We start from the raw sequence: 14,459 nt of genomic DNA, 5'->3' as shown, positions 1-14,459 counted from the left end.
ATGAGTTCGCCGAACGACATCAAGGACACGCCGTTGTCGGTGTGCCATTTCTACCGAAATGTGTGTGGTCTGCCCGCTGAGGTAGATCCGCCGCACACGGGCCGTATTGTGATCCGCACCGGGGCCGTCTGCGGATTGATGATGCCGGCATTCATAGGTTCAGAGGTGAAGGCGCGGTTGGAGCGCCACGGCCCGGACACGGGCCCGATTCTGACTCATCCGCGTTCGCAGCGGTGGACATTCCTGGCAGGCGCGGATCTTCCGGACGGGATAGCGCTGTTCGCGGAGATGTCGCGCTTGCAGGTATCCATCATCCATGGCGGAGGAATCATCGGTCTGCCTGGCCCAGGCCAGCGACCAGGTCTGTTCCGTGCATGGGTCCAGCCGCCGCGCGACTCGTTCCGGCCGTCCGGGCGCGCCGTGGTCAATGCGATTCGGGAAAGTGTCGTCCAGCATGCGAGCAAGCGGAGGAGACTGGTCCACCATGCCCGATGACGCGCACGGGTGCGGCCCGGAATGCGAACCATGGATCACCGCAACGCATTGTGGCGTGACGAAGTTCGACCACGCAACGGGTGAATTCCTGGCGGTGCGCTGTCCGTCGAACGCCTGCGCCGATCTCGTTGTGCCGCTTGTCGCAGGCCGGATCGCGCCACATGTCGCCACGACAGGTGCGACCCGCAGTCGGTGCCCATGGACCGGCGTTCGCGTGGTCGACGACCGCGCCCCGGTTCAACGCGACATCGTTGAACCACGCCCGATTGATGCGCTCAGTTCGGACGACAGGTGTTCCGGGGCATGAACTATGACGTCCAAGCTGAGGCGGAAATTGACGTGCTCACGGACGTGCTGGCCACGCTCGACAACGCCGCCGAGACAGCGATCGGCCGCGGACTCGGCGACGCCGCTCGTCTGCGCTTGTTCGCCGTGGTGCTGTACGAGTTGATCGTCAGTGCACGCAGTGTCGCCGGCCCGGACGCCGGACGGTTGTACGCGGCACCGATCCTCGACCCGAATATCGAAGGTCTCGAGGCCGCTGACGAGATCTCACCAATGGACTTGCTGATCTCAGCGCTGTTGCACCTCCAGACACCGCCTTGACCGCTGCCGCGGAGGTCAGTTACCGAACGTCCGTGCAGAGGCTTCGGTTCTTCCGCTACTTGTACTGGGATCGCGCACAAGAACCGCAGGCATCCAGGCATGCAGGACCGGTTCGCGACCGGTTCGCAACGGGTTTGTGATTCAGTGCTGTGATCGATAGTCGTCGTAGCTGACTGGCTCTGATCGGGGCAGATACTGCGCGGCGAATGGATATCCGATCCTTTGGGTACCAGAGCTGTCGGCTCGTCTTCGACAGCGGTACCGTCGCCAGATCAGCGACGTCTCGCGAGGATGCTTGAGTTCTTTGCCCATTCGAAGGTGCTCGGAACGAGGGCGAGGCAGCGCCAGCTCGGAAGCGTGATGCCGCCCACGCCATCTTTGTGGCTGTCCTCAACAGCTAAGTGGCCCGCGCGGCTACCGCCAGTAAGATCATCAGTCATGCTCGAACAGCCGGACGTCCTCACACGCCCGAATGAGGTCGATATGGTCGACCTATTCGCTGGGCCTGGGGGCCTGGATGTGGCTGCGCGATGGTTAGGTCTGAAGGTGTATGGGCTCGAGTGGGATGCGGATGCCTGCATGACGCGAAGGGCTGCGGGCTTCAACCACCGTGTCCACGATGTGCGGGATTTCGGTCCGGCATCGGTGCCTGGAGCCTCGATTCTTGCAGGTGGCCCGCCGTGTCAGACCTTCACCGTGGCGGGCTCCGGCGCGGGTCGTCGTGCTTTGAAGACAGTGCTCGGTTTCGTTGAGCGAATGGGCGCGGGGGAATATGACCTCCGATCCGAACTGGACCGGCTCGACGACGATAGAACCGGACTCGTTCTGGAACCTCTTCGGTGGGCGCTTGAGGCCGGATCAGCTGACAGCCCATACCGAACGATCGTGCTTGAGCAGGTACCAGCGGTGCTGCCGGTGTGGAAAGCCATGGGAGAGGTATTGAAGAAGCGACTCGGATACCGGGTTGCCCACAACGTACTGCACACCGAGATGTTCGGAGTCCCGCAGACACGACGTCGTGCTGTGCTGATCGCCTCGCTAGATATCGACCCCCGCATGCCCGAACCGACGCACAGGATCTATCGAAAGGCCGGCCTTCGGCCCCACGACGACCATCGACTTCCCGTCTGGAAGACCATGGGACAGGCGCTGCCGGCCCGGGACGATGACTTCGAAGTCATCTCCAACTACGGCACCGGAGGAAATCCAAAACTACGCGGTGTCCGCACGTCAGGACAGCCTTCGGCCACCGTGACCGGGAAGATCTCCAGGAACAGAGTCGTCTCGGCAAACGGTGAAAGTCGCTTCAGCGACGCGGAGGCCGGGCGACTGCAGAGTTTCCCTGGGGACTATCCGTGGTCTGGTGGCGCCGTTGCGCAGCAGATCGGAAACGCGGTGCCGCCCATCTTCGGACTGCATGTGTTGTCCGCGGCGCTAGGGCTGCGGGTGACACGGGAACAGGCGGAAGACGTCTTCGAACTCTCGTGGGCATCGGTTCGTCAACGCGATGTGCTCGGAGAGCCGGCGGTACTGGCCGAGGTTCGAGCTGCCGGGCCACATGCGTGCCAGAAGCAGCCGCCGCAGGTGGAGACTACACAGAAACCGACCGGACTCGTTGCTGCTCGTTGATTCGACATGATTCGTTACCAATCGTGACCCCGCGGTCCACGCAGGTAAATCCGCCATGATCGGATCCGGCGCAACCAATCTATGCCGAAAAGTTGTATGCCATCGATTGATTGGGCATATGGTTACCCACAACTGAGGGGTCTCAAGCCTCCTTTCATCGATCTTGTCTTGTGGGAGGGTGGGTGGTCGATTTTCTCGGCAATCGATGCATCGCGGACACATCCCTGCTTCGTGGCGCCCCGCTTCTGCTACGACAGTCAGCGCTTCGTTCTGGCCGGGGGCCCCACCTCGTGCTCACGCGAGTGTCCTACCCGCATCGTTTATCAACGTTACATGGTCGCCGATCTCCTCGTGGTATTGGCAACCCCGTGTCACAGCTATCGATTGAGCTCTGTAACGCTCGGCCATGGTGCACACGATCTGTCGTCGGAGGCCGGACGGAGTAGCCAGATCGCCAGTGGCGCAGCAGGATCGAAGAACCGACAAGGTCGGAAGGACGGCGTTGAATCAGACAGTGGCCAACTCGTGGAGCCCAGATCCTGGCCTGGTCCAGGACATCAGAGACCAGTTCGACCGCGCAATCGCTGCCTACCATGCAAACCCGCATCTGGTCATCGAGCACGCCAATCATGAGGAGTCGATTCGGGTCGGTGGCTACGCGAATCGAACGCTGCTCGAACTCGTGCAGAACGCAGCTGACGCGATGACGGGCGTGGTCGAGGACAGACTGAAGGTGGCAGGCAAGCGGGTGGAGATCGTTCTCGACCTCAAGAACTCAGCCCTATACTGCGCCAACGCGGGTCGACCGTTCTCAAAGGCTGGATTGACCGCGATTGCGCACGCGCACATGAGTGCGAAACGTGGGGATGAGATCGGTCGATTCGGCCTCGGTTTCAAGTCGGTCCTCGCTGTCACTCGTGCCCCTCAAGTCTTCAGTCGGTCGATATCGTTCGAGTTCAACTCGGAGGAAGCAACCGCCGCGATCGCGACTGTACGCTCCGGTGCTACGCGCTACCCGATCCTGCGGACTGCGACCTTGCTGGATGCGCAAAGCCAATTCGCGGCCGACCCGGTGCTTGCCGAACTTGCTCGGTGGGCAACCACCATCGTGAAACTGCCGCAGGCCGTCAACCTCAACAGGCTGCGGGTGGAAATCGAAAAGTTCTCCTCGGAGTTTCTCTTGTTCGTCAGTTCTGTCCGTGAGGTCAAGCTGCGGGTGATCGGTGCGGAGGGCTTCGAGACAGCACATACTTCTCGGGACCTGGGTGGCGGAGTTCTCAAGATCGAACGACCGGACGGCACCGGCGAAGAGTGGATTGTGCAGGACAAGATGCACGAGCCGTCCAAAGCTGCCAGGCAGCAAGTAGGTGAGGCGGTTTCGCGGGAAAGAGTGAAGGTCACCGTCGCTGTTCCGACACGAAGCTCACGTCACCGGGTTGGACGGTTCTGGTCGTACTTCCCGTTGCAGGATGCCACGTCGGCATCCGCCCTGTTCAACGCACCGTGGAGCGTCAACGACGATCGCACAACGTTGTTGAGGAACGCCTACAATCGAGAGATTCTGCAGACGATGAGCGTGATGTTCGCTGAACTCGTCCCGCGTGTCCGCACCCCAGAGGATCCTGCATTACATTTCGACTATCTGCCTGCCCGTGGGCGGGAGGAGAAATCTTTCGGTGATTCCGTGCTGTGTTCAATTATTCCGGAACTCTCGGTCACCATCCCGATGATTCCAGACGCCGATGGTGTCCTCCGCTATCCGGGCGAGCTGCGTCCACTGGACTTGGCGGTGAAACAAGAGCCGGAATTTGCGCAGTGGCATCGCCGATGGAGTGACTCTCCGAATACGAGAGGAGATGTACCGCACTGGCGTTGCTATACCACGCTGCAACGCTTCACTCGATTGCGCACATTGCTAGTTCAAGGAGTTGGATCCGACATCATCGATGACGATAGTCGGGACTTCAAGAAGGCGTTGACACTAGTTCCCAAACGCGGAATGCTGTCCTGGCTTCGCGAGTGGGCCGAGGGAGATGACCTGAATTCTGCGGTCGATGCGTTACGGTTCGCGATCCAGCTCCACCACGTCGATGCGAAGGTGGTACCCACCACCGTCGGGCTTCGCGCCATTTCGGACAGTGCGATGGTCTTCCTGGAAGCCGAGGAAGAATTACAGATCGAGGGCGCAGCATTCGTTTTGCCGGAGTTTCTTCGGCTGAGCGGTGCGCGGGCACTTCTATCGAAGGCAGGATTCCGCAACCTAGATCCGCTCGCTATCCTCAGAGCCAGGGTTGGTCAGCTGTCGGCATCTGCCACCAGCGAGGAACTCACGCGGCTTTGGGATGCTGTCGATTGCGTATCGACGTCAGACGCCATCAAGGAGTTGGCGTCGGGCAGGCGCGGGGTTATCAAGGTCCCAACCCGAGATGGTGGATGGACTTACCCACAGCAGGCTTTCGATCTTGATGCCGACCTCGGCCAACAGTATGCGAGCTTCATGCTCGACCGAAAAAGATGCATGCCGAATGTGGCGCACTCCTTGGGAGTGGTGACCGGACCTCAGAAGAAGTACTTGATCGATGACGAGCCGCTGAAACACGAGTACGAGCAGTGGGTTCTCCGTTCTGTCAACGAGATACTAGGGCCTGGCGATCGGCCGGTCGAGCGGATCAGCCTCTATCCGCGCAACGATATATCCCCGGGGCCGTTCTCGATGTTGTTCATGATGCGCGACGCGGGTGTGCCCGATGCGACTCGGGTGCAGTGGACGTACAGCTTGCTCAGCCACGGCGACGCCGTGTGGGATTGCGAGGATCAGGACTCTGGGCACTCGTACGAGGTAACCTCGCCCGTATTGTGGGCAGCCGAGAAGGCTGGCGTCGTGAAGACATCGCTCGGCATGCGCCGGTTGGACGAGGTGGTTGCTTCGTCACTGGTGAAGTACCAGTTCGTCCTACCATTGTTCGACGGACCGCGGCCGGTTGCCGATCTCCTTGCTCTGGCGGATACTCTTGAGGCGGTCGCACCGGAGATTCTTGCGGCAGGCTTGGCTCACAAGCAGCTTCGACCCGACATAGCCGATGCTGTGCTGGCGGAATTCATCGCGTCGGCGACCCGCATCGTGTACGGCGAAAGTCGGCCCCCGGCAATCCCCGCCCGGGTAGGTCGAGGAATCGAATCAAGGCCGCCGACATCCGTCTTTATCGCGACGACCGACGAGCAGCGGACCTTCCTGGCCGATCGACACCGGCCGTATCTGTATGCGACGGCCGAGCTGGCGGAGGAGCTTGTTGAGGAGGTCGGGTGCCTTCGATTCGAGGATACGTTCGATTTCTCGATGCACTTCGAAGGTCAACAGTCGACCGAGCAGATCCTAGACGTGTTCACAGGGCTGCGGGGTCGTCCTGCGGCTGGAAAGCTCATCACGGCGACCGTCACCCGTGCGATGCGCATCGTCAAGCGGGTGACGACGACTGATGGTGTCGAAGACCAATCCCAAGACTGGCACCTTACGGACTCGGATTTATACGTCCAGTCCGACATTGATGAACGGGAGTTGCTAAGAGTCGTCAATCAGGCATTCCAACTGGGATTGAACAATGCCGAGATGGAAGGGGTTCGACGTGCTGGGGTCGACCACCGGCTCAAGAGGCTGCGTCAGCAGGCGCGCGCGGCTTCGAGTGATGCGGAACGTATCGAGATCTACATCGGTGAGGATGATCTCCGTGACGCATTGCCGAAGGGGCTGTGGAAGGCGCTGGAAGCGCAGCGTTTGGTCAACTCGTCAACTTCGGTGGCTGAACTGTGTTTCACAGTCTACGGCACGGATACGATCAGGACCTTGGCCGAAGCCTTTCGGCGTGAGGGTTTCCCTGATGTGCCGAAGGCATGGACGGGAAGCAGCCCTACGATCTCCTGGCTCCACAAAATGGGGTTCGGGCCCGAATATGCCGGTCGCTCGTCGAGGCGTGAGGAGGCAGAGTTCGTCGTGCCTGGCGCGACGCGACTGACTTCTCTGCACGACTTCCAACGTGAGATCCGGGTGAAGCTTCGTGATGTACTGACCAAGAAGGACGACAAAGGTCGTTGCCTCAAGGCAATGGTCGAATTGCCGACGGGATCAGGAAAGACCCGCGTGGCAACGCAGACTATCCTTGAGCTCTTCCGTGACGATGAGATGCACGGCACCATCCTGTGGATCGCGCAGTCGCAGGAGTTGTGCGAGCAAGCGGTCCAGACTTGGAGCATGGTGTGGCGTGGTCTCGGCGATGAACGTCCGTTGACCATTGCCCGACTTTGGGACAGCAATGAGGTGCACGAGCCCGACACCGAATTCAGTGTTGTCGTAGCGACCGATGCCCAGCTCGACAATGTACTCGGCCGCTCGGATTATCAATGGCTCAGCAAGCCTGCCGCCGTGATCGTGGATGAGGGGCACCGTGCGGGTGATTCCGAACGGTATACCCGAATTCTCGAGTGGTTGGGTGTCGCGGGGCGCGGTCACGATCGTCCGCTCATTGGACTGTCGGCGACTCCGTTCAAGGGCAACTCCGATAGCGCGTCGGAGCGGTTGGCAGCGCGCTTCGGAAATACGATTCTTCGAGCCTTCGAAAGTGACGCCTACCGGCGGCTGGCGGAGAAGCGAATTCTTGCGCGAGTTGAGCACGAGGTGCTCGCCACCGGTCACGCCGTGGAGATGGACCCTGACGAGCTGCGGCATGCTGCTGTGTTCAGGTCCATCAAACCCAGTGTTCTGGACAAGATCGGGCGTGATACCAAGCGCATGGAGATGCTGGTCCAGCACATCATGCGTACCTACAGCGACGGATCGGTGTTGGTTTTCATGCCGAGCATCTTGTCCGCGCAGGTGCTCGCCGCCATTCTGTCGTATCGCGATGTTGTCGCCGAATCCGTAAGCGGCGACACCGGTCGACAGAGAAGACGCGATATCATTCAGCGCTTCAAGGATCGTAAGATCGACGTCTTGACGAATTGCGACCTGTTGGTGCAGGGGTTCGACGCACCCGGTGTCCGCACGCTGTACATCGCCAGGCCTACGTTCAGTCCGAACGCTTATATCCAGATGGCTGGTCGGGGTCTTCGCGGGCCGGAGAACCAGGGAAGCGAGGTGTGTCGGATCGTAGATCTGGAGGACAACTTCGGTGATACGACCGACTTTCTCGGATTCCGCAAGTATGCCGATCTCTGGGAGGAATACCGCATATGATCATCGTCCCCGACCTGGTGGAGATTGACCAAAGCTCCGCGAGCGAGGCGGAGAAGAGGATCGCACGGATTCTCAGGGAAATCGACGGACCCGAGGACTCGGTCGCATTTCATTCCGTAAAGCTACGTTCTCACGCCCACAAGCAACAAGCCGAGGCCGATTTCGTCATACTCTGGAAGGGCCTCGTTGTTGTCATTGAAGTGAAGGGCGGTGGGGTTGGTAAGCATCACGGCTCCTGGTGGTCGGTGGATCGCCGGGGCGAGTGGCACCGACTTACGGAATCACCGATGTCCCAGGCGCAATCCGCGATGTTTGCTCTTCGCGACATTTTGCAGGAGGACGGAATCGGCTGGTTCGCGCACGAGGCAATCGTCATAACGCCAGACACCGACGTGCCGCCGCACTCGATCGAGTGGAAGTCGACACATTGGTTGGCGAAGGATCACATAAACGCCGCTGGCTTGGCGGAAACCCTCGATGCGCTTGTCGCCGCCGCTCGGATCGTACCGAGAGGGCTGAAGAAAGCGCCGACGAAGAAGCTGATGGAACGGCTGTTCGGTGAGTTCACGCGGATGCCGGTCATTGATGCACAGCGAGGAGCAGTGCTGGAGGAGCAGAATAGAGCGACTAAGGAACAAGCACGAGTTCTGGCGTCGCTAGCACGAAACCAGCGCATGTTCGTCTTTGGAGGAGCGGGTACCGGAAAGTCCCTGGTGCTCGCGGAAGCGGCTAAATTGGAAGCGGATGCGGGTCGGTCGGTGTTGATCACCTTCCATTCGCCCGGATTGATCGATCTGTTTACCCCACTACTCGCGGGGAGACAGATCGATATAGTCCCCTTCCATCAGCTCACCACCGAGCGAGCCTACGACGCGGTTCTCGTCGACGAGGCACAGGATTTAATGACCGCGGAAGCGATGGACCTGCTCGACAAGGTGATCGTCGGCGGGCGGCCACGGGGCCGCTGGCGTCTCTTCTTGGACCCCAACAATCAGGCGCACGTCGACGGCGGCTTCGACCGAGACGTGTACGACCTGGTTGCCGACGAGGCACCAGCGTTGGAGCTGAACCGCAACGTCCGTAACACCAAGGCGATCGTCAGTGCTGTGCAGGGGTATCTGGGGGCCGATGTCGGGGACCCGGGCATCGTCCACGGTGAAAAGATTCAATGGCACTGGACCGAGGCCGCGGATGCGGACGGAGCCACCCAGATTGCACGCAACCTGGTAGAGAACGGCGTTGCACGCAGGGACGTCTGGATCATCTCCGTGACGGGTCGCGGTCCATCCTCCACGACGGTGGATGGGTTCTCAGTGAGAACTCCGAAGCAGGTGAAGGGCTTCGAAGTCGAGCACGTGATCGCGTGCGATCTTCCACACGAGTTCGATGATGCCTCGATCGCCGCGTTCTACGTGTCTCTTACACGGGCGCGTGTCTCGTTGCACGTCGTGGCGACGAAGGCCGACAAACAAAGACTGCAGAAGCTAGCCCAGCAGCGGGGAGGCTTGCGATGACCCTGACTATTGCCCAACGGGAGGTGCTCAAACACCTTCGAGAGGCCTACCTCGGTCCCGAGAGCGGTCCGAAGGAGGTGCTGTTCAATCGCCCCAATCTGCAGTACTCGGTCGGGATGCTGTTTCCTACACCGGCGAAGGCAGGGCGGGCGAAACCACCTCGTCCCTCGGATGAGACCGAGCTGGACGCCGCGGTTCCGATCGGGGAGATTGAAGAGTCGGACGCGGGCGTTCCACTCGCCGAGGACTGGCGACCATCTTCGGTCGCGCTCTCGTTCGTCACTGATCAACCGATTGTCGTGTGTCGTGTGGCGGGTGGAACCTACGCGTCTCTCGAAGGCGAGGGACCGCCGCAATGGATGCGGACGCCGTTTGAGTTCACCGACGTAGAGCTTGCGCAAGGGGCGACTTCGCAGACGCGTCTGGCTGGCGAGGTGCCGTTCGAGATCGGTTCGCTGTGGCGCCGTTTCGGCGATGCCTTCCTGGTCACCGTGCATGTCCTTCTGCATACGACCTCTACGGAGGACGACAAGCTCGACATATCCAGGATGCTGTTCCAGATTGAGCTCGAGGTTTCTGCGACGCCGGGTGGCCGAATCTTGGAGTACTACTCCTCAGGTGCCTTTGATTTCGATGATGAGGCGGCGGAACTGCGTCTCCGATTTCGAAACCGAAAAGTCTATGCCGTCGGACACGGCATGGCAGCGGACTGGGTGTTCGACAATGGACATTGCTCGAAGGTCTTCCTCGATCCGGTGCCGTCGTTCGTCGTTCCGCAAATCGAAACGACCGGATTCGTCGTGAACTCTGCCGAGGCCAATGCCCTTCGTTTGGAGGAATTGGCACTACTCGACACCGAACCGCATCGAGTCCTGGCGTCGCTCGATGCCTTCGTTGCTGCCTTCGCCAGTTGGGTTTCCAGCCAGGACGCCCGCGCGCAGGCCTTCGTCGAGCAAGGGGCGGCTGCGCGTAGAATCGTGGACCGCGCTACTACTGCGGTCAGTCGTATGAAGCAGGGTATCGATCTGCTTCGCGATCCAGGGCAGAAAAAATTGCGACAGGCCTTCTCCCTTGGAATGGCGGCCATGCGCCTACAGATGGCGAAAACGGCTGACAATCGTGGCGGCCCGGACGCGGAACCTGCCTGGCGTCCGTTCCAGCTGGGCTTTCTGCTCGTGGCCTTGGCCTCGTCGGTCGATGAAACCCATGAACATCGCGAAGTGGTCGATCTGATCTGGTTCCCGACCGGCGGTGGCAAGACCGAGGCTTATCTCGGTCTCGCAGCCATCGAGATCTTCCGACGCCGCCTAGAGCACGGTTTCGACGGCGGTGGTACCGCGGTTATCACTCGGTACACGTTACGTCTGCTGACTGCTCAACAGTTCCAGCGCGCTGCCGCGCTCATCTGCGCTATGGAGATTCTTCGGAAGTCGGACCCTCGCGCGAAAGATATGGCCCAATTCTCCATCGGCCTATGGGTCGGCAACGATGTAACGCCGGCAACGCTCGTGGATGCCAAGGCGGCCATAGAGCGAATGTATCGAGCCGCCAGCCCTGACGAGGCCAACAGCTTCCAGGTGGAGAGCTGCCCCTGGTGTTGGAATCCGCTCGTACCGCCGGAGCGATCGGCCGACCGCAGTAGATACGGTGTCAAACTCGTCGGTAAGGATGTCGTGTTGTACTGCACAGACGCGGCATGCGAATTTCATCAAGAGTTGCCGCTGTCAGTGGTCGATGATGTGCTTTACGAGAACCCGCCGACGATTCTCCTCGCAACCGTCGACAAGTTCGCCCGCTTGCAGTTCAAACCAGAAGCAGGCAGGTTGCTTGGGCTCAATACCGATTACCGTCAGCCGTCGATGATCATCCAGGACGAGCTGCACCTGCTCTCCGGTCCGCTGGGGACGACCGTGGCGGTGTTTGACGCGGTGATTCAACAGCTGTTGTCCACAAACGGGAGCACTCCGAAGATCATCGCGTCGACCGCGACGATCCGTGCTTCGGACGAGCAGATTGGCGGTCTGTATGGCCGTACGGTCCAGCTATACCCGCCATCCGGGTTAGATGACGACTGCACGTTTTTCTCACGGCCGGTCACGTCTGGGGAAGGGCGGCTGTACGTCGGTCTGATGCCACAGTCGGTGTCGCAGGCGTCTGCGCTGGTTGCCACAACCGCGCCGCTGATCGAAATCCCCGATGTTCTCACAGAGAACGGCGTCGGGGCGGTCTCGCTCGATGCGTACTGGACGCTGGTGATGTACCACAACAGCTTGCGTGAGTTGGGACGCTCGGGAACGCTCATCGTGGACGACGTCAACGGGCGCCTGGAGACTCGCGCGGCACGCCTAGCTATTCCGCTGCGCCCAGTTCGAGCCGGCAAGGTGCTGGAGCTGACGAGTCGTCGCGGACCAGAGGAGCTCCCGAAAGATCTTCGCGAACTGCGGTTGTCTGCGGACTCCACGCAAGAAGCCATCGATGTAGTGCTGTCCTCGAACATGCTGTCCGTCGGCATCGACATTCCACGATTGGCATTGATGCTGATGGTCGGACAGCCCAAGACGACTGCGGAGTACATCCAGGCGACGAGTCGGGTCGGTCGCGGCAAGAACAACGGAATTGTGGTTACTCTATTCCGGTCGAATCGTGCCAGAGACCGCTCACATTTCGAAACGTTTCGTGGCTATCATGAAGCGCTATATAGGAGCGTCGAGCCGACCAGCGTTACGCCTTGGTCATTGGCATCGCGTGACAGGTCGCTGGCCGGTGCTCTTGTGGCGCTTATCCGTCAGAGTATCTCGATGCTATCCGACAACGCGTCTGCGGTTTTCTTCGACTTAGAGAACGAGGACTTACGGCTGCGGGTGGACCACATCATCGGCACGTTTTTGGGCTTCGTGGGCCGCTCAGATCCAGCCGAGATGAATGAAACCCGGGAAGAGATCGGTCAACTCCTACGCGAATGGGACGAGCGAGCTCGTGCGGCACGCGAGGAGAACGGGTCGTTGAGGTACGACTGGTCCAGCACGAACGAGCCGTCACTGTTGAGGCGCTTCGGACAGTCTGGCCCGGGTTGGCTGGTCGGGGATTCGATGCGATCGGTAGAACCCAATGTCGCTGTCGAAGTGCGAGAGCCGAATGAGGAGATCGATCGTGGACCGTATTAAGCATGACTTGCGCCTCGCTGAGACGATTACACCGTTCGGTGTGGGCGCTGTCGTGGACATTCGGGGCGAGTCGATCGTCGCGTCGGACGCCTCATGGTGGGACCGAAGCCGATCACCCGAGATCCGGTGTGATCGGCTGCTGTCCCGGCTGGGCCGAGGAGAGCTGCGTCAACCGCCGTCGCACGCTGGTCGTAGTGCTAGAGATACTGCGGCATTGATGTACTGGCGCTTTCCTGCTTGGCGCTTCTGTGAGCGGTGCACGAAGCTCTCAAAGCTCTCTGGCAAGTCCAAAGGCCGATGGAGCAACACATGTGGTTGCGGTGGGTTTCTGGTACCCATGCGCTATGTCGCTGTCTGTCAAGGTGGTAGCCACATGCAAGATATCAACTGGTTCCAATGGGCCCACCGTGGGACAGACGAGGGTGTCACCGAGGAAGTACGGTTCTGCCGCGCGTACGCCGAGCTGCGTTTCGTGCGTTCCACCAAGCATGGCGAAGGCCTGGCGTCGTTGCGGATCAGCTGCAGCAAGTGCAAACGGTCACGGCCGCTGGCCGAACTCGTCGGACCCCAGTCCCTTCGCCGGGACGGCATCAAGTGTGAGGGACGGCAGCCCTGGGAGGAGCGTGACGCGGCAACACAGCCTTGTGACCATCTGCTGATCGCTGTGCAGCGCGGTGCGACCGGGAACTACATCGCGGAGCGTGTCTCGGCTCTGGACATTCCGGACAACCAGCCCAGGCCCGGTGATATCGCGGAGAAGGTACGCGAACACGACTTCTTCAGTCGATTGGAAGCCGACAACGGTGGTCCGCAGTCGGAGACGATCGCGAGTTGGATCGCTGCTGACCTCGGGATTACGGCTGAGGAGGTGCTCTCTGTTCTCGATAGTGACGTCGGTAATGAGGAATCAATTCTGCTCGACCTGAAAGATGGTGAATGGGCAGCATTCCTGAATAAGCTCGCGCAGCGTCGAGATCGCAGTGACAGCAACTTTGTGGTCGATGGTCGAAAAATCGATGCAGGAATGTCGGACATCAGTTCGCTGATCGACAGGGTCTCCGGGATTGGCCAGGTACGGAGAGTTCGGGAGGTCCGGGCGCTTCGGGGATTCAGACGTCAGACTGCCCAGGCGTCGTTCGTTCCCGCGGATATAGGGCCCGACCAACATCGTCGGCCGATCTTTCCTGCCATCGAACTTTTCGGCGAGGGCATCTTCATCCGATTCGATGAAGAGCGGCTTGCCGAATGGGAATCGCATCCAGATGTTCAAACCCGCGCTCAGGTGCTGATCGGCCGGCGGCGTCATTCGGAATTGGCCTATCGTCTCGACGAGCCCGAGCCCCGCTACATTGCTCTACACACGATCGCCCACCTCCTGATAAGGCGGCTCGCGTTCCAAAGTGGGTACTCGTCGGCTTCATTGCAGGAACGAATCTATGCGAACTCGAATCGAGCAGACCGTACGGCCGGGGTCTTAATCTTCACCGTGGCGGGTGACGCTCAGGGCACGCTAGGAGGCTTGGTGCGTCTCGGGGAGCCACAGCGTCTCGTCCCTCTTTTCCTGGCCGCGCTGGACGACGCAGCGATCTGCTCGAACGATCCGGTTTGTATTGAGAGCGACCGACAGGGGACAAGTAGCTTGAACCTGTCGGCCTGTCATGGATGCTCTCTGGTCAGCGAGACGTCTTGTGAAGCCGGCAACCGGCTGCTGGATCGACAACTTGTCCTCGGTGGGAGCAAAGCTCCTGGATTTCTGGAAGGAGTTCTTCCCGAGCTGAGAAGCCTCCTCGCGCGCTGAGTGCTTCGCTGCAACCCACGACGTGC

General features: G+C 60.3%; 7 protein-coding genes. All 7 read left to right on the top strand.

Annotation, left to right across the window (positions count from 1 at the left end):
* The gene (locus M8859_RS02240) at window positions 1-495 is read left to right on the top strand and encodes a DNA-directed RNA polymerase subunit beta (RefSeq protein WP_249643670.1); all 495 of its coding nucleotides are present in this window, start codon (window positions 1-3) and stop codon (window positions 493-495) included.
* 303 nt (window positions 496-798) lie between these two features.
* On the top strand, window positions 799-1,101 hold the full coding sequence (locus M8859_RS02235; RefSeq protein WP_249643669.1) for a hypothetical protein: 303 nt from the start codon (window positions 799-801) through the stop codon (window positions 1,099-1,101).
* Window positions 1,102-1,539: 438 nt separating this feature from the next.
* Entirely contained in the window at window positions 1,540-2,730 is a 1,191-nt protein-coding gene (locus tag M8859_RS02230; protein WP_249643668.1) for a DNA cytosine methyltransferase, read from the top strand.
* 457 nt (window positions 2,731-3,187) lie between these two features.
* Entirely contained in the window at window positions 3,188-7,957 is a 4,770-nt protein-coding gene (locus tag M8859_RS37175) for a DEAD/DEAH box helicase (RefSeq protein ID WP_249643667.1), read from the top strand.
* The gene (locus M8859_RS02220) at window positions 7,954-9,471 is read left to right on the top strand and encodes a nuclease-related domain-containing DEAD/DEAH box helicase (RefSeq protein WP_249643666.1); all 1,518 of its coding nucleotides are present in this window, start codon (window positions 7,954-7,956) and stop codon (window positions 9,469-9,471) included. Before M8859_RS37175 ends, M8859_RS02220 begins: the two co-directional genes overlap by 4 nt.
* Window positions 9,468-12,635 carry a helicase-related protein gene (locus tag M8859_RS02215; RefSeq protein WP_249643665.1) on the top strand — a complete coding sequence of 1,056 codons (3,168 nt, stop codon included), beginning with the start codon at window positions 9,468-9,470 and terminating at the stop codon, window positions 12,633-12,635. Before M8859_RS02220 ends, M8859_RS02215 begins: the two co-directional genes overlap by 4 nt.
* Window positions 12,580-14,433, top strand: a complete 1,854-nt coding sequence (drmB, locus tag M8859_RS02210) for a DrmB family protein (RefSeq protein ID WP_308221147.1) — start codon at window positions 12,580-12,582, stop codon at window positions 14,431-14,433. Before M8859_RS02215 ends, drmB begins: the two co-directional genes overlap by 56 nt.
* The last annotated feature ends 26 nt before the right edge of the window (window positions 14,434-14,459 follow it).

It is taken from the genome of Nocardia sputi, from assembly GCF_023501985.1.
The sequence above is the reverse complement of the archived record's forward strand: the minus strand, read 5'-3'. Positions and strand labels throughout refer to the sequence as shown.

Coding starts and splice junctions, on each gene's coding strand:
- M8859_RS02240 (WP_249643670.1), top strand. CDS start 1: ATGAGTTCGCCGAACGACATCAAGGACACGCCGTTGTCGGTGTGCCAT.
- M8859_RS02235 (WP_249643669.1), top strand. CDS start 799: ATGAACTATGACGTCCAAGCTGAGGCGGAAATTGACGTGCTCACGGAC.
- M8859_RS02230 (WP_249643668.1), top strand. CDS start 1,540: ATGCTCGAACAGCCGGACGTCCTCACACGCCCGAATGAGGTCGATATG.
- M8859_RS02220 (WP_249643666.1), top strand. CDS start 7,954: ATGATCATCGTCCCCGACCTGGTGGAGATTGACCAAAGCTCCGCGAGC.
- M8859_RS02215 (WP_249643665.1), top strand. CDS start 9,468: ATGACCCTGACTATTGCCCAACGGGAGGTGCTCAAACACCTTCGAGAG.
- drmB (WP_308221147.1), top strand. CDS start 12,580: ATGTCGCTGTCGAAGTGCGAGAGCCGAATGAGGAGATCGATCGTGGAC.